Below are 25,337 nucleotides of genomic sequence, written 5' to 3'. Positions count from 1 at the left end.
GGATGGGCTTTTTCTTTATTGTTTCTCAGTGCCTAATACTTAATCTGCTGCATAGATATCATTGTCTTTGGTTTCTTTGACGAAGAAGAAGCCAATCACAACGGTCATTAACGCTATGCCGATTGGATACCAAAGTCCAAAATAAATATTTCCTTTGAATGCAACAAGAGCGAAAACTATAGTTGGTAACAATCCACCAAACCAGCCATTACCAATATGATATGGCAGTGACATTGATGTGTAGCGGATTCTTGTTGGGAACATTTCGACCAACATTGCTGCAATTGGCCCATACACCATCGTCACGAAGATAACCAAAATAACTAAAAGCACCAAGACCATGGGTTTGTTCATTTGAGCAGGATCGGCCTTGGGTGGGTACCCGGCAGCTTTAATCGCGCTCCCAACATTTTTCTTGAATTCTGCCTCTTTCTTTTTACTTTCCGCATCAAAATTAAGATTGTCGGCTGTGAGTACGGCGTTGAAAGAAGTAATTTCGGTGTCACCAACTTTGATCTTTGCTAATGAGCCTGGTGCTCCAACAACATTCTCATAATTAACAGAGTTTGCTGCCAGTACTGACTTTGCAATATCACAAGAGCTGATAAATTTCTTTTGCCCTGTCAGATTAAACTGGAATTGGCATTCTGCAGGGTCAGATGTCACGATCACTGGAGAGTTTTTTAGTGCTGTTTCCAGTGCTGGATTTGCAAAATGTGTCAGCCCGGCGAATATATAGAAATAACTTGCAGCCGCCAGCAGACAGCCTGTAAGGATGATGGGTTTACGGCCAATTCTATCTGATAAAGTACCGAAGATAATAAAGAACGGTGTTCCAATGACCAGCGATACAGCAATTAAAACGTTGGCTGTTGAAGCATCAACTTTCAATGTTTGCTGTAAAAAGAAAAGTGCATAGAACTGGCCCGTGTACCACACAACAGCTTGGCCAGCTGTCAGACCAAATAGAGCAAGTATAACTATCTTGAGATTTTTCCATTGGCCGAAAGACTCTGTCAATGGAGCTTTAGAAGTTTTGCCCTCCGCCTTCATTTTTGCAAATGCTGGTGACTCATTCATGGAAAGGCGAATCCAGACTGATATGCCGAGCAAAAATATGGAAACCAGGAAAGGAAAGCGCCATCCGAAATCTCCAAATTTTTCTTCCCCAAGCATTTCTCGAAAACCCAAGATCACCATTAACGAAAGAAACAGGCCTAATGTAGCGGTTGTTTGTATCCAGGCGGTAAATGCACCACGTTTTCCATGAGGTGCATGTTCAGCTACATATGTTGCTGCGCCGCCATATTCGCCGCCGAGTGCGAGACCTTGCAAAATGCGCAAAGTTACCAGGATAATTGGGGCAGCAATCCCGATTTGTGAGTATGGGAATAGCAAGCCCACACAAAATGTGGAGCCACCCATGATCAATATCGTTACGAGGAATGTGTACTTCCGACCTATCATGTCACCAAGGCGACCAAATACTAGTGCACCGAATGGGCGCACGATAAAGCCAGCGGCGAAAGCAAGAAGTGCAAAAATGAAGCCGGTTTGTGGATCTGTGCCGGCAAAAAATTGCTTGGCAATAATGGGAGCGAGAGCTCCATACAGATAAAAGTCATACCATTCAAAGACGGTTCCCAGCGAAGACGCAAAAATAACCTTGCGTTCTTCTGCTGTCATGCCGCCTGACGTTGCGATAGGTGCTGTCGCCATGCTTGTCTCCTGTTTTTAAGTATATTTTAAGTGTGCTAAAAAAACGGTCAAAAACGCACAATCACATTTCCGACATAATTTTTATTGCAAGCAAAGTGTGCAAGTCGAAACTTACGGCTTGCTTGCTCGAAACTTACAGAAACTTACAAAAGAACTATCCTGAATATGTGAAGAAGAGCAATATTGGAGCGTGGAGTAAGATGAAATTAATTTGCGAACGGTCGTACTAAAATGTGATATTCTCTTTTTGAGCTTGGTCTATATGCTTTTAATTAAGGCAATTCGGTTCAGGCAAAACAGGGCTGTGGAAGTTTGTTCCTGCATGTTGGTTTGCAAAGGGCAAATTACTACTTATGATGGTTATCAGCAGTTCCAGCCTGTACACATACTTATATCAATCAGGAGATCTACATGTCTGACGCAGTTATCGTATCCACCGCCCGCACTGGCCTTGCAAAATCCTGGAAGGGTGCTTTCAACATGACGCATGGTGCTACCATGGGTGGCCATGTATTGAATGCAGCCATTACCCGCGCAAAGATTGAAGCGGGTGAGGTGGAAGATGTCATCATGGGTTGTGCCACACCAGAAGGTGCAACTGGCAGCAATATTGCCCGTCAGATCGCTTTGCGTGCGGGTTGCCCGGTAACTACTGCTGGCATGACGGTTAATCGTTTTTGCTCTTCTGGATTGCAGACTATCGCCTTAGCAGCACAAAGAATTATTGCCGGTGAAGGCGATGTATATGCGGCAGGTGGCGTCGAGTCTATTTCTTGCGTACAAAACGAAGCCAATAGCCACATGATCGTTGAAACCTGGTTGAAGCAACACAAGCCAGAAGTTTACTGGCCTATGCTGCAAACAGCTGAGACTGTTGCCAAGCGCTATGGCATCCCACGTGAGCGTCAGGATGAATACGGCGTACAAAGCCAGTTGCGCGCAGCTGCAGCCCAGGCTGCTGGCCTGTTTGATGCCGAGATCGTGCCTATGACTACCACCATGGGCGTTGCCGATAAAGCGACTGGCATGCTGATCACCAAAGAAGTCACCATTTCTGCTGATGAAGGCATACGTGCAGATACGACTCTTGAAGGCGTCTCCAAAATCCGTACCGCAGTGCCAGGTGGTGTCATTACTGCTGGTAACGCCAGCCAGTTTTCTGACGGTGCTTCTGTTGCCATTCTGATGAGCAGCAAACTGGCTGAAGCAAAGGGCTTGCAACCATTGGGTATTTTCCGTGGATTTGCGATTGCAGGATGCGAGCCAGATGAAATGGGTATAGGCCCGGTCTTTGCCATTCCAAAATTGCTGAAAAAAGCGGGCCTCAAAGTTGAGGACATCGGTTTGTGGGAATTGAATGAGGCATTTGCCGTGCAAGTCTTGTATTGCGCAGACAAACTCGGCATCCCTATGGATAAATTGAATGTCAACGGTGGTGCGATTGCAGTGGGCCATCCTTATGGCGTCTCAGGTGCTCGCCTGACTGGCCATGCATTGATAGAAGGCAAACGCCGTGGTGCTAAATATGTAGTGGTGACCATGTGTATTGGCGGCGGCCAGGGCGCTGCAGGTTTGTTTGAAGTAGTCTAAACTGGATGCATGTCGGGTGCCCAGGCTGCATGATGTTGTCATGCGGTTTGGGCAAAATGAGTACCTCATCTCTTTTGTCCAGATAAAGCCATGCAATCTAAAATTCTTTCCCGCCGTGATCTCGAATTCATGCTGTATGAATGGCTGAATGTAGAGTCACTGAATCAAAGGCCGCGTTTTGCCGATCATAGCCGCGAAACTTTCAATGCCGCCCTTGATACCTGCGAACAAATAGCGACAGACCTGTTCGCTACCCACAATAAAAAAAATGACCAGCAGGAGCCGCACTTCGATGGTGAAGAAGTGCACATGATTCCTGAAGTGAAGACAGCCCTGAAAGCATTTTGCGAAGCTGGCCTGATGGCCGCAGGGCAAGACTTTGATGTCGGCGGCATGCAATTGCCCTGTGTCGTTGAAAAAGCTGGTTTTGCCTACTTCAAAGGAGCGAATGTAGGGACGGCATCTTATCCCTTCCTGACCATAGGCAACGCCAATACTTTGCTCAAATGCGGTACACCTGAGCAGATAGAAACCTTCGTCAAGCCCATGCTGGAAGGGCGGTTCTTTGGCACCATGTGTTTGTCTGAACCGCAAGCTGGTTCCAGCCTGTCTGATATTGTCACTAGGGCTGAACCGCAAGAAGATGGCACTTATAGACTGACCGGTAACAAGATGTGGATATCGGCGGGCGAGCACGAGCTTGCCGAGAATATTGTGCACCTGGTATTGGCCAAAGTGCCGGATGCAAACGGCAAGCTGATACCTGGTGTCAAAGGCATTTCACTTTTCATCGTGCCCAAAAAACTGGTGAACGAAGACGGCAGCCTGGGTGAGCGTAATGACGTAGTACTGGCTGGCCTGAATCACAAGATGGGTTATCGCGGCACCACCAATTGCCTGCTGAACTTTGGTGAAGGTAAATTCAAGCCGCAAGGCAGGGCTGGTGCAATAGGTTATCTGGTGGGCACCTTGCACCGTGGCATGGCAAACATGTTCCACATGATGAATGAGGCACGCATAGGTGTCGGCCTGGGGGCTGTCATGCTGGGCTATACCGGTTATCTGCACTCGCTGGATTATGCACGTAACCGCCCACAGGGACGGGCACCGCTGAACAAAGACCCGGCTGCACCGCAAGTGCCCATCATTGAGCATACCGATGTCAAACGCATGTTGCTGGCACAAAAAGCCTATGTCGAAGGTGGCCTGGCATTGAATTTATTTTGCGCCAGACTGGTTGATGAAGAGCGTACTGCCCCATCGCCAGAAGCACGTACCCATGCTGCGCAGATGCTGGAGATATTGACACCAATTGCCAAATCCTGGCCTTCACAATGGTGTCTGGAAGCGAACAATCTGGCGATACAGGTGCATGGTGGCTATGGCTATACCCGTGAATACAATGTAGAACAGTTTTACCGCGATAACCGTCTCAACCCCATCCATGAAGGTACACATGGCATACAGGGGCTGGATTTATTGGGTCGCAAGGTTGTCATGCAAGATGGTGCAGCGCTTGAGGCTTTGGGCGAAATCATGCACAAGACGCTGGCGAGAGCTGCGGCTCATCCTGAATTGCTGGCCTATACCAAATCACTGGCACGTGTGCTGCAAAGACTGGCCAGCGTTACCCAGCAATTGCATGGCGTGGGGGATACCAACAAGACACTGGCAAATGCCTCGGCTTATCTGGAAGTATTTGGCCATGCCGTGATTGCCTGGATGTGGCTGGAGCAAGCCAGCTTGTGTCTGAACAAAGAAAGTCACCATGATGCTGATTTCTATGCAGGCAAGCTGCAGGCTTGTAAATACTTCTTCCATTGGGAATTGCCACGCGTTCATCCCCAGCTGGATTTGCTGTCGAATATCGATATGACGACTTTCGATATGCAGGATGCCTGGTTCTGAACCATAGCCTTGAAATAATCAAAAACACATAACAAACGATGCCCTTCCTGTCTGCGCGCAGACAGGTGGCGGCCGCACATACCGGAGACAAAAAATGAGCAAAGCAATTCGTACCGTACAACAATTATTTGACTTGCATGGCAAGACGGCCCTGATCACTGGCGGCTCGCGTGGACTGGGTCTGCAAATGGCAGAAGCGCTGGGTGAACAGGGTGCCAAAGTGGTGCTGTCTTCACGCAAGCAATCTGATCTGGATGAAGCTGTCGCCCACCTGAAAAGCCGTGGTATAGATGCCAGCGCGATCGCGGCTGATTTGTCCAAAGAAGCAGCGGTGCAACCGCTGGTGGATGAAGCACTGGCCCGCCTGGGACATATCGATATCCTCATCAATAATGCCGGCGCTACCTGGGGTGCGCCAGCGGAAGATTACCCGGTTGATGCCTGGGACAAGGTTATGAATCTGAATATCCGCAGCATATTCCTGATCTCGCAGGCAGTTGGCAAGCGCTCGATGATACCGCGCAAGTATGGCCGCATCATCAATATTGCGTCTATCGCTGGCTTGGCTGGCAATGCACCCGGTACCATGCAGACGATTGCCTATAACACTTCCAAGGCTGCCGTCATCAACTTCACACGCACGCTGGCGGGTGAATGGGGCGTGCATGGCATTACCGTTAATGCGATTGCACCGGGATTTTTCCCCTCTAAAATGACCAAGGGCATACTGGAAAATCTGGGCGAAGAAAAGCTTGCCAAAGAAGCACCTTTGCAACGCATAGGTGATGATGAAGATTTGAAGGGCGTAGCCATGCTGTTTGCCAGTGACGCTGGTAAGCACATCACTGGTCAGACCCTGGCAGTGGATGGCGGGGTATCTGCTGTATGACAGAGGCCAAGTCTCCTGCGGCGCTCCCCATTACGCAACCAACGCCGGTATTGAATCCCTTTTTGCATGACTTGGGCGTCGAGTTCTTGGAAATGGAAAATGGTCATGCACGACTGGCGCTTGACCTGAGCGAACGACATATGAACAGCTGGCAAATTGCTCATGGCGGCGTGATCATGACCATGCTGGATGTGGTCATGGCGATGGCAGGACGCTCCATGAATAGTGACCTCAAGGGTGTGGTTACAGTGGAAATGAAAACCACTTTCCTGCAGCCAGGCGGTGTACCAGGTGGCCGTATGGAAGCGCGTGGCAAGGCATTCCATCAATCCACCACCATGTGTTTTTGTGAGGGCGAGGTCTGGAATGGCGACAAGCTCATTGCCAAAGCCATGGGTACTTTCAAATATCTGCGACGCTTGAAGTCTGGCGAAAATATGAAAAAGCTTTATGGTAGTGACTAATTAAAAAAATTGACGTCGTTTCTGCAAGTCTTATAAAAATAAATGGAGACCAACATGCAGCAGACCCGCTTTGCAGTACTTTTTTCAGCTTTAATTTGTGGACCATTCATGAGCATGTCTTCGGCACAAACTGCCTTGCCAGATGCTGAGGCAAGTGACCCGCAAAAAATGGGCTGGATGCAGGGTTTCCCACCGGCACCTGACAAGCTCATCAAATTTGCCAATGGCAGCAATTATCAGTTTCCCCGTACCCGCTGGTCGTTTTCGCACGGGCGTGAACTGGGGCCAACCAGCAATGTCTGGCATGGCGCAGGGCCTGTTTCAACTTTGCCGGTGGCTTTGCGTGACCTCGATAAACTACGGTTTGCAGATGAAAAGGGCAGCGATATAAGTTGGACCGATATGCAGGCCCGCACTTATACAGACAGCATACTGGTACTGCACAAGGGCAAGATCGTCTATGAGCGTTACCTCGGTATTACCAAGACCTACTTGCCGCATATTGCCATGTCGGTCACCAAATCTTTTGTAGGTACGCTAGCTGCGACTCTGGCTGCGGAAGGCAAACTCGATCCCAGTGCACCTGTTACGCAATATATTCCTGAAGTCAAAGACACCGCTTATGGTGACGCCACTGTGCGCCAGGTCATGGATATGACCATAGGTGTGCAGTATTCTGAAAATTACGCAGACCCTAAGGCGGAAATCTGGGATTACGCCAGGTCAGGCGGACTTTTGCCGACAGCGCCGACTTATGATGGGCCTAAAACCTTTTATGATTTCCTGGTGAAATTGAAAAAAGAAGGCAAGCATGATGAAGCCTTTGCCTACAAGACCGTGAATGCTGAAGTGCTGGCCTGGATAGTCAAACGCGCTACCGGACAAAATCTGTCTGATCTCTTGTCTGAACGTATCTGGCAAAAATTGGGCACCGAGAATGATGCCTATTTTTCTGTGGATAGTGTAGGCACAGAGCAGGGCGGTGGTGGTTTGAATCTGACCTTGCGCGATATGGCACGCTTTGGCGAAATGATGCGTTTGAACGGCAAGTTCAATGGCCAGCAAATCATTCCTGCCGCTGCTGTAGAAGACATACGCAAGGGTGCCGACCCTGCCAAATTCGCTAAAGCTGGCTACGCGACTTTACCTGGTTACTCCTACCGCAATATGTGGTGGGTAGGGCACAACAGCCACCAGACATTTGAAGCCCGGGGCATACACGGACAACGTATCTTTATAGACCCGCTCGCCGAAATGGTCATCGTTAAATTTTCTTCCCATCCCATTGCTGCCAATGGCGCGACTGACCCTGTCACTTACCGCGCCTTCCAGGCTGTGGCAAATCACTTGATGAAATGAGTAAACCATGACGACTAATTCTCAACTTGCGTATCAACGTATCGTACTGGCTTCCCGCCCCAAAGGCCAGGTTGTGCCAGAAAACTTCCGTCTTGAATCTCTGCCTGTGCCAGAACTCAAGGATGGCGAGCTGTTGGTACGAAATCATTACATGTCCTTAGACCCTTACATGCGTGGCCGCATGGAAGATGCCAAAAGCTATGCCGCCCCACAAGTCATAGGTGAAACCATGATAGGCGGCACGGTAGGTGAAGTGGTCGCAAGCAAGAATGCCAAATTCAATGTCAGTGACAAAGTCATAGGCATGCTGGGTTGGTCAGAAATGGGTGTGTCTGATGGCTTGCTGTTGCGTAAAGTGGATACGACGCATATTCCTTTATCTGCCTACCTGGGCTCAGTTGGTATGCCCGGTTTGACAGCCTGGTATGGCCTGACCCAGATCATGCAACCTAAAGCTGGAGAAACTATCGTGGTGTCTGCTGCGAGCGGTGCAGTAGGCAGTGTAGTTGGTCAACTGGGCAAGCAACTGGGTTGCCGCGTGGTCGGTATAGCCGGTGGTGCAGACAAATGTGCTTATGTTGTCAATGAACTGGGCTTTGATGCCTGTATCGATTACAAGGCAGGTAATCTGGAAGCCGACTTGGCCGCTGCAACGCCGGATGGTATTGATACCGTATTTGAAAATGTTGGCGGTGAAATCTTTGATGCCAGTCTGGCACGCATGAACGCCTTTGGCCGTATCGCCCTGTGTGGTTTGATTGCCGGATATAACGGCGAACAACTGAGTATCAAGAATGCCCGGGTATTTTTGACCATGCGCCTGACCATGCGTGGCTTTATCGTCTCTGAACACATGGATTTGTGGCCGCAGGGTTTGAAAGAACTGGGTGGCCTGGTTGCTACTGGTAAACTGAAGTTCCGTGAATCTGTTGCTGAAGGCATTGCTGCTGCGCCCGAAGCATTTATTGGTCTGTTGAAAGGCAAGAACTTCGGCAAGCAGTTGGTAAAGCTGATTTGAGTTAATCGTATAAACCAAAAGAGCGCAGAGCAATCATGTCCGATATTATTTTCCATAATTTTGCAGTTTCTCCGTTTTCAGAAAAAATCCGCCTGATTTTCGGTTTCAAACAATTGAAGTGGAAATCTGTAACGGTACCCATCATCATGCCCAAGCCGGATGTAACGGCATTGACAGGTGGTTACCGACGCACGCCGATACTGCAAATCGGTGGAGATATTTATTGTGATACATCTTTGATTGCAGAGGTGGTGGAAAAACGATCACCTGCACCTTCTCTCTATCCGGTTGCCGTCAATGGTCTTGCGCGCAACCTGGCGCAATGGGCTGATACTACGCTGTTCTGGACAGCAATCCCCTATGCATTCCAGCCAGCAGCTATCCCATCCATATTCGGCAATATCAGCGCTGAAGAATTGCAGGCCTTCAGTGCAGACCGTGCCACCATGCGTGGCAATATGCCACGCACCAGCATGGGTGAAGCCAAAGGGCAGCTTCTAGAATACTTAAGTCGTCTCGAAAACATGCTCAGTGGTGATGCTCCTTTCCTATTGGGCGCGCAAGCCAGTATTGCTGATTTTTCTGTCTATCAGGCTTTGTGGCTGATACGACTGGCTCCAGCAATTAATCCTGTCTTTGATGCTTATCCAAAGCTACTGGAGTGGATGAATCGTATCGCTGCCTTCGGCCATCACCAGTCTGCAACTCTAAGCAGCACGGAGGCAATGGAGATCGCCAAAAATGCGAAAGGCTTTGATATCGCAGGGCGCAATTTTGTTGACAGCCATGGCATAGCGCTGGGTGAGCAGGTTGCCATCATGCCGACTGACTATGCGCTGGACCCGGTCGTGGGCGAACTTGTCATCGCCAGTGAAAATGAATTAGCCGTGCGCCGTCAAGATGAACGAGCCGGAACTGTGGTCGTGCATTTCCCACGTGTAGGCTTCCAGATGAAACGCGCAAAATAAATTAATCCAAAACAAATAAATTTAATAAATCACATACAGGAGACAACATGAAAGTATTTAAAGACAGAGTAGCCGTAATCACCGGTGGTGCCAGCGGTTTTGGCCGTGAATTTGCGATTATCGGCGCGCGCCTGGGCATGAAGCTGGTGCTAGCTGATGTACAGCAAGATGCCCTGGACAAGACCAAAGCCGAGCTGGAAGCACAAGGGGCGCAGGTGCTGGCCATGCGTTGCGATGTACGCCATGCAGAAGAAGTACAGGCCCTGGCTGACGCTACCATGGAGAAGTTTGGTGCTGTGCATCTGGTATTCAATAATGCCGGTGTCGGTTCCGGTGGCCTTATCTGGGAAAACACCCAGGCTGACTGGGATTGGGTGATAGGCGTCAATCTCTGGGGTGTCATCCACGGTGTGCGCATCTTTACCAACCTCATGCTGGAATGTGCAAAGAAAGACCCGCAATTTGAAGGACATATCGTCAACACGGCATCCATGGCCGGTTTGCTCAATGCGCCGACCATGGGTGTATACAACGTCTCCAAGCATGCAGTAGTGTCTTTGTCAGAATCCCTGTATCAGGATTTGAAACTGGTAGAAGCACCGATAGGCGCATCTGTGTTGTGCCCATATTTTGTACCAACAGGCATTTCACAATCGCATAGAAATCGCCCTGAAGATGTCCCAGGTTCTGCACCAACCGCCAGCCAGAGAGCAGCACAGGCGATGTCAGACAAGGCTGTGAATTCTGGCAAAGTAACGGCAGAAGAAGTGGCTGAAAATACCTTCAAGGCAATCGCTGATGAACAGTTCTACATCTTCTCTCATCCCGGTGCTCTTGGTAACGTGCAGGAACGCATGGAAGATATCGTCCTGCAACGCAACCCTGGCGACCCTTACAAGGCGGCGCCGCATATCCGTGACATGCTCAGAGCCAAGTTGAAGGCTTAATTATCACTTTACAAGCATCAGGGAGAAGCTTAGATGACAGTAGAAATATTAAGTAATCAGTTTGCCACACTGGAAAATGGAACGCGCCTGCATTTCGCCAGCGCGGGTGAGCGCGGCAGGCCATTGATCTTGTTCGTGCATGGCTTTCCAGAGTTCTGGTACGAATGGTCAGGACAACTGGCTGAGTTTGGACAGGATTATTTTGCCGTGGCACCGGATTTGCGAGGCTTCAATCTGTCTGATATGCCTGCTGATGTTGCTGCCTACAAGGCTAGGCATATCGTCGATGACTTGCGTTTGCTGATTGCCCATCTGGGTTATCAGCAATCCACGGTTGTGGCCCATGACTGGGGCGGAGCGGTATGCTGGAATATGGCGATTGCCTTGCCTGCCTTGTTTGAAAAACTGATTATTATCAATTCTCCTCATCCTTATCTGTTCATGCAGGCGTTGGCGACTGACCCTGCGCAAAAAACCTCCAGCGAATACATGAACTGGTTGCGCAATCCAGGTTCTGAAGAAGCACTTGCAAAAGATAACTTCGCCCTCATGGATGGCTTCTTCAATGGCATGGGGCAGGGTGATGCAGCGTGGTTTGATGCTGAGACACAAGCGGCTTACCATGCTTGCTGGGCGCGTGGTCTCACTGGTGGTGTTAATTATTACCGTGCTTCACCATTGCACCCACCGACAGAAAAGAATCCGGGGCCGCTGCAGTTGAATCTGAATCCGGCTGATTTTCAAGTCAAGGTACCCACCCGCGTCATCTGGGGGGAGAATGACAAGGCCTTGCCCAAGACCTTGCTGGATGGCCTGGAGAATTTTGTTGATGATATCCAGATACAGCGCATTGCAGAGGGTTCACACTGGGTTATTCATGAACAGCCCGAACGTGTAAACCGTCTTATCCGTCAATTTTTACAAAGTTAGGGATTATGGCCAAAGCAGATTTTGCTTTCTTTCACCGCTTGCGGGTGCGCTGGTCTGAGGTAGATATGCAAGCCATTGTCTTTAATGGCAATTACCTCAATTATTTTGACGTGGCTTTTACCGAATACTGGCGTGCTACCGGTTTGCCGAATGTGATTACCCAGGCAGCCGAGGGTAAAGAATTGTTTGCCCGCAAATCTACTATCGAATACATGGCGCCAGCCAGGTTTGATGATGAGCTCGATATTGGTGTGCGTTGTGCCAGCATAGGTAGGTCTTCTCTGCAGTTTATCCTCGAAATTTATCTTGGTGAAAATCATTTGATATCTGGCGAGCTGGTGTATGTGTATGCCGATACAGAAAAACGCAAGGCAGTTACCGTCACAGATGCATGGCGTGCGATAATTTCATCCTTTGAAACGCATGCACCCGCTGATACCCGAACATGAATACTGAAAACCTCCGCCTGGTCATTGCTGACTGGGCCACGCTGCAAAAAGATGCGCAAGCCATACGCTATGAAGTGTTTGTCATCGAGCAAAAAATCCCGGTAGAGCTGGAGTGGGACGCAGCTGATGCAGAATGCCTGCATGCAGTTGCTTATGAAGTGGATGGTAAGGCAGTGGGAACAGGCCGCCTGTTGCCTGACGCGCATATAGGCCGCATGGCTGTGCTGGCAACGGCGCGTGGTTTGGGTGTAGGCGCACAGATTTTGCGTGCCTTGATGAAAGAGGCGAAGGCCAGAGGCGAGGTAGCTGTGCGCTTGAATGCGCAACAATCAGCAGAGAACTTCTATCTTAAAGAAGGCTATACCCGCGATGGCGAGATTTTTGAAGAGGCTGGCATTCCCCATGTCAGTATGATTTACCACTTCGTCTGATCAATTCAAGAGCGGGCCTGGTATGATAGGGCGGCATCTTGATTTTATGTTTTATGTCATGTCTTATTTCATGTTTTATTTCAAGTTTTGCGCACATCATCCTGAGGGGAAAAGCTGATTGCCCCGCTCAGTAATTGCCAATACATGACCCAATCCCCCATGAAAGAGAACAAGGGCTGTTTGAATGAGGCCGGACGATTCTTTTCAAAAACAAAATGACCTAACCAGGCAAAGCCGTAGCCACAGACTGGTGCCGCCAGCAAATAAGCAGCCTGACCCGTGACCATGAATGTGGCGACACACAAGATAACCAGGCTGCTTCCCAGGAAATGCAATTGCCTGCAAGTTTTGTTGCTGTGCTCGGTCAGGTAAAAAGCATAAAACTTCGAAAAATCAGTAAATTTCTCTGCCATTTTTGTCTCCTCTTTAGCTACATGACTTTCGACCTCAGCATTGCCGTCCTACAAGCATAGTAGGTTATATGCCCGTGTCGGTCACTTAATTTTTAAATCTTTAAATGATTTATTCCATTGTGTACTTGAATGCCTAAAATAATGATGAATTGCAATATTGACATTGTAAAAACATCTACTATTATTCAATGATATAAACTTTGAGCATAACTATATATGTTTTTTGCTACTAGATACCAGTCCCTGATAGTTATATTTAATGATGTAAGTAATTGAAGTTAAAAGCTTTATTCAAAAGACACAATCTTTAATAATTTCCTTGTGGCATTAAATTCCATGTGGCAATATGAGTTTGTCGAACAAACTTATGCAAGCCCTGATAGTACAGACCAAGTCAAACATTTTTGTCGCTGACAACGTTTTTGGGGGAATCATGAATATTGAGAATTCGAAAGTCTCAACCCGTCTGATCACAGGTTTTGGCCTGGTGTTGGGCTTGCTGCTGGTTGTTTTGCTACTGGGAATAACTTACATGGCGAAGATGCATCAGCGTCTGGAAGAAATCGCCAACGTCAATAATGTCCAGTCCAAACTGGCTTCTACCATGTATCTGACTGTGACGGAGCGGGCACTGGCTTTGCGAAATCTCATTTTGTTGTCAGACGAAGCAGAAATCCAGATTGAAGTAAAAAGGATAGCTGCACAGACAAAAAAATATACTGAGGCAGAAGATAAGCTCACTCAGATGCTGAATGCTGATCCCAATGCTTCTCCAGAGCAAATTGCCTTGCTCGGTAAAATCAGGGACCAGGCCAAGCTGTCAGAGTCTTTTATTGCCAAAGGTGCCGATCTCGGCGTGCAAAAAAAAGGGGAAGAAGCTTATAAATTACTCCGCTTCGAATTTCGTCCTGTGCAGAAGAAGTGGTGGGATTTGCTGAATGATTTTATTTCTGATGAAGAAAAACAAAACTCAGCGGCAATAGTGCAGGCAGAGCAAGACTATAACAGCGCAAAAAAACTCATGTACCTGTTTGGCGCTGCAGCCCTGTTCGTGGGTATGGCGGCCGCCTGGCTGATCGTCAGGAGTTTGTTGAAACAATTGGGCGGCGAACCCCGCTACGCCGTGCAAATTGCCGAGAGAATTGCGGCTGGTGATTTGTCAGTGCCCATCAGTCTGGCTGACAAGGATGAACATAGTCTCATGCATGCCATGTACGAAATGCAAAAAGGTTTGGCTGACATTGTTGGCATGGTGCGTTCAGGCACTGACACGATTGCTACAGCGTCGCGGCAAATTGCTTCAGGCAATATGGACTTGTCTTCCCGTACTGAGGCGCAAGCTGGCTCTCTGGAAGAAACAGCATCGTCCATGGAAGAGCTTACCTCTACCGTCAAACAAAATGCCGACAGTGCCAGGCAGGCCAATATTCTTGCGCAATCTGCTTCGGATGTCGCGGTGAAAGGCGGCACGGTCGTATCTGAGGTTGTTCATACCATGGGTTCGATCAATACTTCTTCCCGCAAAATTGTCGATATCATCGGTGTGATAGATGGCATTGCTTTCCAGACCAATATACTGGCGCTCAATGCTGCTGTGGAGGCTGCCCGTGCTGGTGAGCAAGGCCGCGGCTTTGCCGTGGTTGCGACAGAAGTCAGAAACCTGGCACAACGCTCAGCCGAAGCCGCACGCGAGATCAAGCATTTGATCGACGATTCTGTCACGAAGGTAGAAGTCGGTGCCAAACTGGTTGATCAGGCTGGTGTGACCATGGATGAAATAGTCGTCAGTATCAAACGCGTCACTGGCATCATGAGCGAAATCATGCTGGCCAGCCAGGAGCAGACGGCAGGGATAGAGCAGATCAATGAAGCCATTGTACAGATGGACGATGTTACACAGCAAAATGCTGCTCTGGTAGAAGAGGCGGCAGCTGCAGCTACTGCCTTGCAAAACCAGGCAGACGACTTGTCTGAACTGGTAAGTACCTTCCAGTTGACGGCAGAAAAAAATGCTCAAGCTACATGGCAGGAGTCGGTCATGGAAAACAAAAAAATCGTTCCTTTGATTAAAAAAGCTGCACCGCAAAATAATGCACCTGTGAAGCAGATCAAGCGCGTGGCAAATGCGAAAAGCAATCCTCAGTCCGGTAACGGTGATTGGGAAGAGTTTTAATGAATTGAATTGATTGTTGGGCATCAGTGGTAAAACCGGGAGCAATCTATGCAAGCGAATACGAGCATGCTGGAAGACAAGCCTCAAGTTGAGCAGACTACGGTCAGGGTAGAGCGCAGGACACAATTTGGCCGTTTTGTGCAAAGCCCACAGACTAACGGCATAGATATTAAATGGCACTATGGCGTCGTCAATTCCAATGCACGTGAACGCCTGATGCGGCAAAGTCCCGCTACCTTGTGGCTGACTGGTTTGAGTGGCGCGGGAAAATCTACTTTGGCCTATGCCCTGGAAAAAATATTACTGGAACGCGGGCACTGCTGCTTCGTTGTTGATGGCGATAACCTGCGCCATCATTTGAATAGCGACCTTGGTTTTTCGGCACACGACAGACGTGAAAACATACGCAGGGCGGCCGAGGTTGCACACCTCATGAATGAAGCTGGCATGATTGCCATCACTGCATTTATTTCACCATTCCGTGACGACAGGGCGATGGCGAAAGAGATCATAGGCCAGGAGCGCTTTGTCGAAGTACATGTCAGCACACCAGGCATAGTTTGCGAGAGGCGCGACCCCAAAGGCCTGTATGCCAAGGCGCGCAGGGGAGAAATACCAGAATTTACCGGGGTTTCAGCGCCTTACGAGGCTCCCCTTGATCCAGACCTGGAAATCAATTCCGAGCAACACACCATAGAAGACGCGGCGGAAAAACTCTATAGACACCTGATAGGATTATGCTATATCAAATAGCAAAAGGATGACGTCGGCCATGTCAACAGAGATCAATAATTCAGTAGCAGCCTATGATGTATTTAATGGTGACGCAGATGGCATCTGCGCATTGCACCAGCTCAGACTGGCTGAGCCCTTTACGGCAGAATTGATTACAGGTGCTAAGCGGGATATTGATTTACTGAATCGTTTCTCCACCAAATCAGGTGACAAGGTGACGGTGCTGGATATTTCATTGGACAGCAATATTGCCGCACTGCGTCAGCATCTGAAGGCAGGTGCAGAAGTCACTTACTTCGATCATCACAATGCAGCACAGGCCTTTGAACATGAGCATCTGCATTTGTATTGCGACATAGCGGCCGATGTATGCAGTAGCATACTGGTCAATCGGTATTTAAACGGTCTGTATTGGAAGTGGGCCGTGGTAGCGGCTTATGGTGATAACTTGCCAGCAGTCGCAACTGTGATGGCGGGTGAGGCGGGCCTGAATCAATCGCAACGCGGGCAGTTGCAGGAACTTGGCACTTTGCTCAACTACAACGCCTATGGTGAATCAGTAGAGGATTTACATTTCCATCCTGCTGCTTTGTATCAGGCGGTGCATGACTATATTGATCCTTTCGATTTTTTGCATAATGCGGCGCAATTTACAGTGCTGCGTAATGCCTATGCCATTGATATGGCATTCATGCAAGGACTGCATGCTGACAGGGAAAGTGAATTGACATCCATTTATATCTTGCCTGCCCAGGCCTGGGCCAGGCGCGTGTCGGGCATTCTGGCAAATCAATTGACACAGGAAGAACCTGGAAAATCATTCGCGGTGCTGACAGCAAAGCCTGACGGCAGTTATGTCGTAAGCATACGTTCAGGCGATGCAGATCATTGTCCAGCGGGTCAATTTTGTTCTGCGTTTGCAACGGGTGGTGGCAGGCGCGGCGCGGGCGGCATCAATCATTTGCCAGCATCTGAAGTGGATAGTTTTGTGCAAGCTTTTATAGCTTATTTTGAGAAAATGGGAATACCTCAGCTCAGTCTGACTTGAGCTTAATTAAGCTGACTGATACATAAGCGGTTTTCCATATTCCTACGTTCAAGCATCGGGAGAGCATCATGGCAGAATCAGATAGTGCAAGCAGTATAGAAAAAACGACTACTTCCAATAAGCGTCCGACTCCTGTCCTGATGATACCCTTGCGCCGCTGTGGCAGCCATGCCCTGCGTCTGCGCCTGAATAACAGCAAGGAATTTTATTCGCCTTATCCCCTGCATATCGTTGACTTCATGCCCCTGGTGCCGCGCTATGGTGACTTGAGCGATGATGAGTCTTATTTCAGGCTGGTCGTTGATGTGGTTGGCTTGCAAGCCGCCAGCATGGTGAAATGGAAAGGCATGGTGTTTGACCCTGTGGATGTGTTTGAATCCATCAAGAATGATCAGCGCAGCGTGCACAGGATATTGTGGGAATTGTTGTTGCGTACAGGTGAGCATCACCATGCCAGTATCGTCATGGATAAGTCACTCGATAGTGTGCACTATGCAGAAGAGCTATTGCAGTTGTTCCCGAATATGCTGTTCCTGAATGTGGTCAGGGACCCCCGGGCGCAAGTTGCTTCGATGAACAAGGCCATCATTCATGATTATGACTCGACACTGAATGCGCTTGCCTGGCTGGAAGCGCACCAGTTATCGCGCGATATTATTCAACGTCATCCGGACAGAGTGCTGACCATACGTTATGAAGACTTCCTGAGTAACCAGGAAACTGTCCTGCGAGCCATTTGTCAATTCTTTGGCATACAGTTCCTGCCCGAGATGCTGGATGTGACCCATTCCAGCGAAGCGCAGCAAATATCACAGATGTCGGCATTGTGGGCCACCAACCGCTTCCCGCCTGTCATGGCTAACAAGGACAAATTCAAGCAGCAACTGAGCATGCAGGAAATTGAAGTCATAGAAAGTCTGACCAAAGAATTCATGCAATTGTATGGCTATGAAATGATGACCGATGCCAACCTGGAATTGAGCCCTGAAGTGCTGGCAGCAGCCAAGGACAAATCCAGCAAGGGGAGGGTGGAAGCCTGGGATAGCCTGAAGCATGACAATTACAAGGACTATGTCTTGCGCCGCTTCAGGGCAGACTACCTCGCCAGCCTCAATCAGCGCCTGCCCGCACATGCATAAAGGCAGATCCTTATACTAATGCAACCATGATGCCGGCACCTGTCACCAGAGTGCCGGCTATTCTTTCTGTAATCACTGCATACCTTTCCTGCGTTGCCCAGTGACTGGCTTTGCTGGCCAGCATTCCATAGCCGAGCAGAATAAAAAATTCAGGAATGATGGAACAGGCCGCCAGTATCAACATCTGCACACCTACCGGCTCCCTGGGGTCAATGAATTGCGGCAGTATCGCCACAAACATCAACAGAGTTTTAGGGTTCATCAATTGCAGCATCAGTGCGCTGCTGAATATCTTCCTTCCACTAAGCGCTACGCCATCCAGTTTGGATATGGTCAATGGCGATGGCTTGCCAAAGATGGCTGATAAACCAAGGTAGACCAGGTAAGCCGCACCCAGGTATTTGATCGCCATGAATACTTTAGGTGAAGCGAGTATTAACGAACCTATACCCGTCGCCGATATTGCAAAGTAAATAGCATTGCCCGTCAATATGCCAAGCGTGACAAACAGGGATGTGCGCCAGCCCCTGGCTATGCCATAGGCAACCACCATCATGACTGCGGGGCCGGGAGACAGTGACAAGGCTGCCTCAGTCGCTGTGAACAAGGCCCAGCTTTCCAGATTCATCGCCATCGCTGCTTATGCCTTCACAAAATCAAGAATGGCCGTCAGCACCTGATCTGCCTGTTCTGACATCAGAGAATGGCCGCAATTGTCTATGATCTTTTGCTGGCTGTTTGCGATGGCTTTGCTCAGAGTCAGGCTGGTCTTGGCTGGCGTCATCATGTCTTTTTTACCGAGTATGAACAGACTGGGGCAAGTGACTGATTGCGCAGCTGCTTCGCCATTGGCATAGGCATTACACGCCGCAAAATCGGTATAAAAAACCTTGTCAGGATTGATGGCAGAAATACGCTGCATCAGGCGCTGGCTGACACCCATGACATAAAACCCTGGGCCAGGGCAGGACGGCTTGTGTGCAATGGAAGTATGTGACCAGATATTCACCATATCAATTGCGGTCTGCTCTTCATCGCGGGCAGCATTAAGCAGGGTGTCTGATACTTTCATGGGATAGGCGGTACCAACCATGATGAGTTTGCTGACACGTGAGCTTGCTTTGAAGCAGGTCTCCAGTGCGATTAGGGAACCCATGCTATGCCCAATCAGCGTGGCTTGCGCTATGCCCGCCACATCCAGCAAAGCAAGCAGCCAGTCTGCCATTTGTTCTACGCTGGTCAGTGCCTGCCCCTTGCTGCGGCCATGGCCAGGCAAATCGACTGCCAGCACATTAAAACCGTGATGTGCCAGGTAACGGGTCTGCAAACCCCAGACCGAGTGATCATTTTGTGCGCCATGGATAAACACCAGCGTGGGCAGAGCAGGGTTGTAAGCCTTGCCGCCGGTATAGCAATAGGCTGTCTGGCCATTGACTTCAAATAACATCTCAGGCTCCTTTCTGTGCAGCTTTGAGGCCACGGGACAGGTCTTCAATCAGGTCTTCGACATTTTCCAGTCCTATCGACAGACGCATAGTTCCCTCGGTAATGCCGGATGCCAGCAACTGCTCCGCCGGCACGCGGAAGTGGGTGGTTGATGCTGGATGTATGGCCAGGGACTTGGCATCGCCGACATTGGCCAGGTGAGAAAAAATATTCAGTGATTCAATAAAACGCTGTCCGGCAGCGCGGTTACCTTTGATATTGAATGAAAATACTGCACCGCAACCTTTGGGTAGAAGCGTCTTTGCCAGTTCATAGTCGGGGTGATTTTCCAGTTCAGGGTAAGAGACTGACTCGACCGCCGGGTGCGCCACCAAAAATTCGACTACTTTGCGGGTGTTTGCGACATGCCTGTCCATGCGCATGCCCAGGGTTTCTATGCCTTGCAGAATAGTGAAGGCATTGTGTGGGCTCATGCAGGCACCAAAGTCGCGTAGGCCTTCCCGCCTGGCTCTGAGTGAAAATGCCGCGACTGTTGATTCTTCGCTGAACACCATCCCGTGGAAGCCATCATAAGGCTCGCAGAGTTCAGCAAAGTGCCCGGTCTTTTCATAGGCTGCCTGCCAGTCAAACGTACCGCCATCGACCAGCAAACCACCTATGGCTGTGCCATGGCCGCACAGGAACTTGGTCGCTGAATGAAATACCAGGTCAGCACCATGATCGAATGGTTTCAGCAGATAAGGTGTTGTGAAGGTCGAGTCCAGCATCAGTGGCAAATGATGCTCATGCGCAATTTCTGCTACTGCTGGGATGTTCAGCACATCCAGGCCGGGATTGCCCAGGGTTTCAGCAAACAGCACCTTGGTATTTGGGCGTATCGCGGTACGCCAGGCATGCAGATCTCGTGGATCGACAAAGGTGGTTTCTATGCCAAAGCGCTTCATCGTATAGGCCAGCAGGTTTTGCGAACCTCCGTACAGGGCACGTGAAGCGACAACGTGGGAACCTGCACCAGCTATGGTTGTCAGACCCAGATGCATGGCAGCTTGCCCGCTGGCAACGGCTATGCCTGCAACACCACCTTCAAGTGCGGCAATTCTTTCTTCCAGCACAGCATTGGTGGGGTTGGAGATGCGTGAATAGACGTGACCTGCTCTTTCCATATTGAAGAGCGATGCTGCATGATCTGAATCCTTGAACACAAATGAGGATGTCAGGTAAATAGGGGTGGCACGTGCGCCTGTGGCTGGATCAGGCGCAGCGCCCGCATGCAGGGACAGGGTATCAAAGCCATGATATTTAGGGCCGCTCATTGGTGAGAGTCTCCATATTGTGAGGCAGCAATGCTACCATCGCTGATGCCTGAGATGCAAAAGGCGGGCAAAAACTTGGAGCAAAGCGCGTGAAATGATGAATAAAATATTTTACATGCTGGATTTTTTGCAAGGCTTGCGATACATTGCAATGAAGGCTCACAAAAATGTATAAGAGGAGGGACATCATGAAAGTTTCAGAGATACTTCAAGTGAAAGGTAATATCCTTTTCACGATCACACCTGATATCCCTATCACTGAAGCCGTTAGCGTCATGGAAGAGAAAGACATAGGTTCTCTGGTCGTGATGGAATACGGCGATCTGGTTGGCATACTGACTTTCCGTGAAGTCATCCGCGCTATCCATAAAAACCAGGGCTCACTTGGTAATGGCACTGTGCGCAAGTATATGGATGACCATCCACTGACTGTGACACCAGAAACAGAAGTCAATGAAGTGCGCCGCATGATGCTGGAAAAGCATTCGCGCTACCTGCCTGTCATGGATGCCAAAACTCTGCTGGGTGTTATTTCATTCTATGACGTAGCCAGAGCCGTGCTGGAAGCGCAAAGTTTTGAAAACAAGATGTTGAAAGCCTATATCCGTGACTGGCCCGTGGAAGAAAACGAGCAGTAATCACGAATGCTTGCGCATTCATCAATAAAGATCAATGCGCAAAGATCAAGGTGTGTCGATATCTATTTCAGGATCGCGAATGAAACTTAGTATGAGACTTAGCAGCGGCGCAGCAAGTTCAGGTTTCTCTGGGATACCTATACCTTCTACGAGAGTCATGCCACACGCGCCTGACCGCAGCGTTGCCAGGATGTTGCGCCTGGTCAGGGGCAGTGTTCCTGACTGTACAGCACGCCGCGCCAGTCTGCATGGACGCGAGAACGCTGTTCCTAAAGTAGATATCAATATGCACTAAACCAATTGACGCCCGCAAGCTTGTATAGCGGGCGTTTTTTATTGTCTGTTTGGACGCTAGATAAGGAAAATAATATGCATATCGCTGTTGTTGGTGCCGGATTAGCAGGGTTGACAGTTGCGCGACAATTACAGACGCAAGGTCATCATGTCACTGTGTATGAAAAAAGCATGGGTGTCAGTGGCCGCATGAGTACCAGACATACGGAGCTGGGTGGTTTTGATCATGGCGCACAATATTTCACCGCGGGCTCGGACCGTTTTAAAAAAGAAATTGCAGACTGGAAAAAATTTGGCTGGGTCGTTCCGTGGACTGCCAAGCTGGCAACGTTGGAGGCTGGCAGTAGCAAGCCAGCAGGGCGTAGTGGTACACGCTATATTGCCGTACCTGGCATGAGTTCGCTGGGCAAGCAACTGGCGCATGGTCTGGATGTGCGTGCAGAGCAGCAGGTAAGCGCCTTGGAGGCGCATGGCAAGCAATGGCTGCTGTCCATCCGTTCAGCCACGGTACCAATTGCAGCAACCGCCGGGCCGTTTGACGCAGTGATACTGGCTATACCCGCTGACCAGGCTGAACCCTTGTTGAGTGTGGTGCCAGCCCTGGCCAAACAGGCCAAGCAGGCCCACCTGGCACCTTGCTGGACGCTGATGCTGGGCTTCCAGACTTCACTGGATTTGTCATATGACGGTGCCTGGATCAATAATTCCCGCCTTGGCTGGATAGCGCATGATGATGCCAAACCTTTGCACAGGGCAGGTGAGCGCTGGGTTTGTCACGCTACTCAGGCCTGGAGTATTGAACATCTGGAAGATGATGATGAGCGGGTCAAAGAAAAACTGACCAAGGCCTTTCATGAAGCGACTGGCTCATGGATACAGCCCATCCATGCTGTCGTGCACCGCTGGCGTTATGCCGAGGCAGTAAAACCAGTGGCTTCTGATTTCTTGTGGAATGGCAAACAGGGTATAGGTGTCTGTGGAGACTGGTTTGCTGCTGGTCTTGAAGGGGCAGGCAAGGTGGAAAATGCCTTCCTCAGTGCGCTGGCACTGGCAAAGGCAATTCCTGACTGATTGTTTGCTTGTTGCTGTGCTTATTTGAGTAACTTGGCAAGCCCGCGTGCGGGTTTGCCAGCATCATGCAGGGTCCAGCTCTTGCGTATGCCTTTAGGTACATGCCAGAGTGCTTTCGTGCCTGCACGGAAGAGCACGGTATCTCCAGGCTTCAGGGAAAACTTTTTCCCCTCATATTCAATATCCACGCCGCCTTCCAGCACATAGATACTTTCATCAAGCTGGTAATGCCATTCAAAAGTAGAGGGGCCATCACATTCAAAAATGCCTGAACTGGTGTCGCCATCATGGGATTTGAAAAATTCAGCGGCACGGAAATTCGGTTTGCCTTCCTTGACCCAGGATGGATCAACCTCAAAGGGTTTGACGGGCAAATTAACAGCCGTAGCACTTGCCGGCTGCGCCTGCGTGACATAGGCAATGGCCTGATAGGAGGTAACGCCCAGCAAGGTCAGCAAAACGGCAGCTACGCCTATCGTCAGTGATTTTTTCATGCTTTGTACTCTCCCATGTTGTAAGAGTAGCACCGAATTGCCATTCAGTATGAAAAACAAAGTTAAACCAGAATCTGTTTAACCTTTGTCATTTAGTCTGGCCTCAAATTATACATGAGTGCGTTCACCGGTCTGTAAGCGCCACAGGGCCGCATAACCTGCATCCAGTGCCAGCAATTCGTCATGCGTGCCACTTTCTATGATCTTGCCAGCTTCCAATAAGTGTATGCAATCTGCCTGACGTACTGTGGACAGGCGATGGGCGATGACGATGGTGGTACGGTCACGGCTCACAACATCCAGGCTGCGCTGGATTGCTGCTTCGGTTTCATTATCGACAGCACTGGTGGCTTCATCCAGTATCAGTATAGGTGGATTTTTCAAAATTGCCCTGGCCAATGCCAGGCGCTGGCGCTGGCCGCCAGAGAGTTTCTGCCCGCGCTCACCAATACGGGTAGCAAAACCCAGCGGCAGTTTTGAAATGAATTCCATGGCTTCTGCTGCCTGTGCAGCGTCCCGGATAGCTGCGTCGTCAGCATCCTGCATGCCATAGGCAATATTGTCGGCTATCGTGCCATCGGTCAGGAAACTGTCTTGCGCAACATAGCCTATGCAGCGACGCAGGTCTTGCAGGTTGATGTCATTGATTTCTGTGCCATCCAGCGTGATTTTTCCTGCTTGTGCAGAGTAGAAGCGCAAAAGCAGTTTCACCAGGGTCGATTTACCTGAGCCAGTAGAGCCAACAAAAGCGACAGTCTTGCCGGCTGGTATATGCAGGCTGATTTGCTGCAAGGTTTTTTGATCACCATATGCAAAATCAACTTGATCGAACTGCAGCTCACCCTTGATCTGTGTCGGTGCAACATGCTTGCCTTCATACGGGATATTGATTTTGGTATCCAGCAAACCCATGGCGCGGTCTATGGCTGACATTGAGCGCTGGTACATGTCTGCAACCTCAGCCAGGCCTGTCATGGGCCACAGCAGGCGTTGCGTCAGATACACCAGTACAGAATAAGCGCCGACAGCCAGGTCGCCCTGCAAGGTCAGCCAGCCACCGTATACCAGAGTGGCGGTAAAGCCCGCCAAAATCGCCATGCGTATGACAGGTGTGATAGCGGCGCTGATAGCAATTGCATTGCTGTTGGCTTCGCGATAAGTGTTGCTGGCTTCGGCTATATGATTCTTTTCAAAAGTCTCGGTCGCAAAGGCTTTGATGGTGGCCAGACCCAGCAAATTATTGTTCAGTCGAGCGCTGACGTCTCCAGCAGCTTCGCGCACTTCAGAATAACGCGGTGCCAGGCGTTTTTGAAACCAGAATGCGCCTATCAATATTAACGGAACGGGCAACAAGGAGATAACAGCGAGAGATGGTTGTAATGTGAAAAACACCGCGCTGACCATGATGGAAGAACAGATAACCTGGATGATCTGGTTAGCACCGCCATTGAGGAAACGTTCCATCTGGTTGATATCTTCATTCAAGATGGACATCAGGTTGCCGGTGCGCTGGTTTTCAAAATAAGCCATCTCCAGTTTTTGGACGTGGTCGTAAGTATCAAGACGTAGATCATGCTGCAGATTTTGCGCCAGCTTGCGCCACTTGATTGACAACAAATATTCAAACCAGGATTCACCACCCCAGATCAGAGCGTTTACTGCGCCAAGGAACATCAGTTGATGCCAGGTATCGGTAATGCCAAAACCACCCAGTACCCGTTTTGCCAAAAAACTCTTGTCACCATTGATGACGATATCGACTGCGACACCAATCAAGACCTCAGGTAAGACATCAAAGAATTTGTTCAATATCGAATAAATGGTCGCGAGGCGAAGATCTGTTTTATATGCCTTGGCATAATTCAGGAGTTTTTTAAGTGGGTGGACTGGTGGCATGGCTG

At 49.5% G+C, this 25,337-nt stretch carries 25 protein-coding genes; 18 read left to right on the top strand and 7 right to left on the bottom strand.

Annotated features, from left to right (window positions below; genetic code table 11):
* Window positions 1-39 precede the first annotated feature (39 nt).
* Entirely contained in the window at window positions 40-1,719 is a 1,680-nt protein-coding gene (locus ACO0LI_RS09110) for an MFS transporter (RefSeq protein ID WP_423032337.1), read from the bottom strand.
* A 411-nt stretch (window positions 1,720-2,130) separates the two neighbouring features.
* Here ACO0LI_RS09110 and ACO0LI_RS09105 point away from each other — a divergent pair, with 411 nt between their 5' ends.
* The 11 genes from ACO0LI_RS09105 (at window position 2,131) to ACO0LI_RS09055 (ending at window position 12,672) form a co-directional block, all read left to right on the top strand.
* Entirely contained in the window at window positions 2,131-3,309 is a 1,179-nt protein-coding gene (locus ACO0LI_RS09105) for an acetyl-CoA C-acyltransferase (protein WP_423032336.1), read from the top strand.
* A gap of 90 nt (window positions 3,310-3,399) precedes the next feature.
* Window positions 3,400-5,217 (top strand): acyl-CoA dehydrogenase, encoded by a 1,818-nt coding sequence (locus tag ACO0LI_RS09100; protein ID WP_423032335.1) that lies wholly within the window; start codon window positions 3,400-3,402, stop codon window positions 5,215-5,217.
* Between the two features lie 106 nt (window positions 5,218-5,323).
* Window positions 5,324-6,106 carry an SDR family oxidoreductase gene (locus ACO0LI_RS09095; RefSeq protein WP_110254229.1) on the top strand — a complete coding sequence of 261 codons (783 nt, stop codon included), beginning with the start codon at window positions 5,324-5,326 and terminating at the stop codon, window positions 6,104-6,106.
* A complete protein-coding gene (locus ACO0LI_RS09090) occupies window positions 6,103-6,570 on the top strand; it encodes a PaaI family thioesterase (protein ID WP_423032334.1) in 468 nt (155 codons plus the stop codon). Before ACO0LI_RS09095 ends, ACO0LI_RS09090 begins: the two co-directional genes overlap by 4 nt.
* Window positions 6,571-6,678: 108 nt before the next feature.
* The gene (locus ACO0LI_RS09085) at window positions 6,679-7,929 is read left to right on the top strand and encodes a serine hydrolase domain-containing protein (protein WP_423032333.1); all 1,251 of its coding nucleotides are present in this window, start codon (window positions 6,679-6,681) and stop codon (window positions 7,927-7,929) included.
* Window positions 7,930-7,936: 7 nt separating this feature from the next.
* The gene (locus tag ACO0LI_RS09080) at window positions 7,937-8,947 is read left to right on the top strand and encodes an NADP-dependent oxidoreductase (protein WP_423032332.1); all 1,011 of its coding nucleotides are present in this window, start codon (window positions 7,937-7,939) and stop codon (window positions 8,945-8,947) included.
* A 35-nt stretch (window positions 8,948-8,982) separates the two neighbouring features.
* Complete coding sequence (locus ACO0LI_RS09075) at window positions 8,983-9,915, top strand: glutathione S-transferase family protein (protein ID WP_423032331.1); 933 nt, start codon at window positions 8,983-8,985, stop codon at window positions 9,913-9,915.
* Between the two features lie 47 nt (window positions 9,916-9,962).
* Window positions 9,963-10,862 carry an SDR family oxidoreductase gene (locus ACO0LI_RS09070; RefSeq protein ID WP_423011859.1) on the top strand — a complete coding sequence of 300 codons (900 nt, stop codon included), beginning with the start codon at window positions 9,963-9,965 and terminating at the stop codon, window positions 10,860-10,862.
* A gap of 33 nt (window positions 10,863-10,895) precedes the next feature.
* On the top strand, window positions 10,896-11,792 hold the full coding sequence (locus ACO0LI_RS09065) for an alpha/beta fold hydrolase (RefSeq protein ID WP_423032330.1): 897 nt from the start codon (window positions 10,896-10,898) through the stop codon (window positions 11,790-11,792).
* 5 nt (window positions 11,793-11,797) lie between these two features.
* A complete protein-coding gene (locus ACO0LI_RS09060; protein WP_423032329.1) occupies window positions 11,798-12,241 on the top strand; it encodes an acyl-CoA thioesterase in 444 nt (147 codons plus the stop codon).
* On the top strand, window positions 12,238-12,672 hold the full coding sequence (locus tag ACO0LI_RS09055) for a GNAT family N-acetyltransferase (protein WP_422952655.1): 435 nt from the start codon (window positions 12,238-12,240) through the stop codon (window positions 12,670-12,672). The genes ACO0LI_RS09060 and ACO0LI_RS09055 overlap by 4 nt, the downstream gene beginning before the upstream one ends.
* A gap of 80 nt (window positions 12,673-12,752) precedes the next feature.
* Here ACO0LI_RS09055 and ACO0LI_RS09050 read toward each other — a convergent pair whose 3' ends face one another.
* Window positions 12,753-13,085, bottom strand: coding sequence for an Mpo1-like protein (locus ACO0LI_RS09050; RefSeq protein ID WP_422952654.1), 333 nt, complete (start codon window positions 13,083-13,085; stop codon window positions 12,753-12,755).
* A gap of 433 nt (window positions 13,086-13,518) precedes the next feature.
* Between ACO0LI_RS09050 and ACO0LI_RS09045 the strand changes: the two genes are divergently transcribed.
* The 4 genes from ACO0LI_RS09045 (at window position 13,519) to ACO0LI_RS09030 (ending at window position 18,180) form a co-directional block, all read left to right on the top strand.
* Window positions 13,519-15,258, top strand: coding sequence for a methyl-accepting chemotaxis protein (locus ACO0LI_RS09045; protein ID WP_423032328.1), 1,740 nt, complete (start codon window positions 13,519-13,521; stop codon window positions 15,256-15,258).
* Between the two features lie 48 nt (window positions 15,259-15,306).
* Window positions 15,307-16,011, top strand: a complete 705-nt coding sequence (cysC, locus tag ACO0LI_RS09040) for an adenylyl-sulfate kinase (RefSeq protein ID WP_423032327.1) — start codon at window positions 15,307-15,309, stop codon at window positions 16,009-16,011.
* 19 nt (window positions 16,012-16,030) lie between these two features.
* A complete protein-coding gene (locus ACO0LI_RS09035; protein WP_423032326.1) occupies window positions 16,031-17,041 on the top strand; it encodes a hypothetical protein in 1,011 nt (336 codons plus the stop codon).
* Between the two features lie 68 nt (window positions 17,042-17,109).
* A complete protein-coding gene (locus tag ACO0LI_RS09030; RefSeq protein ID WP_162041533.1) occupies window positions 17,110-18,180 on the top strand; it encodes a sulfotransferase family protein in 1,071 nt (356 codons plus the stop codon).
* Window positions 18,181-18,190: 10 nt separating this feature from the next.
* Here ACO0LI_RS09030 and ACO0LI_RS09025 read toward each other — a convergent pair whose 3' ends face one another.
* The 3 genes from ACO0LI_RS09025 to ACO0LI_RS09015 are packed head-to-tail and all read right to left on the bottom strand — an operon-like array spanning window position 18,191 to window position 20,939.
* Window positions 18,191-18,814: a LysE family translocator gene (locus ACO0LI_RS09025; RefSeq protein ID WP_423032325.1), complete on the bottom strand. Its 624-nt coding sequence runs from the start codon at window positions 18,812-18,814 to the stop codon at window positions 18,191-18,193.
* 6 nt (window positions 18,815-18,820) lie between these two features.
* Window positions 18,821-19,627 (bottom strand): alpha/beta fold hydrolase, encoded by an 807-nt coding sequence (locus tag ACO0LI_RS09020; protein ID WP_423032324.1) that lies wholly within the window; start codon window positions 19,625-19,627, stop codon window positions 18,821-18,823.
* A gap of 1 nt (window position 19,628) precedes the next feature.
* Entirely contained in the window at window positions 19,629-20,939 is a 1,311-nt protein-coding gene (locus tag ACO0LI_RS09015; RefSeq protein WP_423032323.1) for an O-acetylhomoserine aminocarboxypropyltransferase, read from the bottom strand.
* 188 nt (window positions 20,940-21,127) lie between these two features.
* Between ACO0LI_RS09015 and ACO0LI_RS09010 the strand changes: the two genes are divergently transcribed.
* The 3 genes from ACO0LI_RS09010 (at window position 21,128) to ACO0LI_RS09000 (ending at window position 22,942) form a co-directional block, all read left to right on the top strand.
* Entirely contained in the window at window positions 21,128-21,577 is a 450-nt protein-coding gene (locus ACO0LI_RS09010; RefSeq protein WP_162041529.1) for a CBS domain-containing protein, read from the top strand.
* A gap of 157 nt (window positions 21,578-21,734) precedes the next feature.
* Complete coding sequence (locus tag ACO0LI_RS09005; protein WP_423032322.1) at window positions 21,735-21,872, top strand: hypothetical protein; 138 nt, start codon at window positions 21,735-21,737, stop codon at window positions 21,870-21,872.
* Window positions 21,873-21,946: 74 nt separating this feature from the next.
* Window positions 21,947-22,942, top strand: a complete 996-nt coding sequence (locus ACO0LI_RS09000) for an NAD(P)/FAD-dependent oxidoreductase (RefSeq protein ID WP_423032321.1) — start codon at window positions 21,947-21,949, stop codon at window positions 22,940-22,942.
* A 20-nt stretch (window positions 22,943-22,962) separates the two neighbouring features.
* Here the strand turns inward: ACO0LI_RS09000 and ACO0LI_RS08995 are convergent, their stop codons facing one another.
* Both ACO0LI_RS08995 and ACO0LI_RS08990 read right to left on the bottom strand, forming a co-directional pair.
* On the bottom strand, window positions 22,963-23,436 hold the full coding sequence (locus ACO0LI_RS08995) for a cupin domain-containing protein (RefSeq protein WP_423032320.1): 474 nt from the start codon (window positions 23,434-23,436) through the stop codon (window positions 22,963-22,965).
* A gap of 108 nt (window positions 23,437-23,544) precedes the next feature.
* Window positions 23,545-25,332 (bottom strand): ABC transporter ATP-binding protein, encoded by a 1,788-nt coding sequence (locus ACO0LI_RS08990; protein WP_423032319.1) that lies wholly within the window; start codon window positions 25,330-25,332, stop codon window positions 23,545-23,547.
* Between the last annotated feature and the right edge of the window lie 5 nt (window positions 25,333-25,337).

The sequence above is a fragment of the Undibacterium sp. Tian12W genome, from assembly GCF_049339405.1.
In the GTDB taxonomy this organism is placed as follows: domain Bacteria; phylum Pseudomonadota; class Gammaproteobacteria; order Burkholderiales; family Burkholderiaceae_D; genus Undibacterium.
The sequence above is the reverse complement of the archived record's forward strand: the minus strand, read 5'-3'. Positions and strand labels throughout refer to the sequence as shown.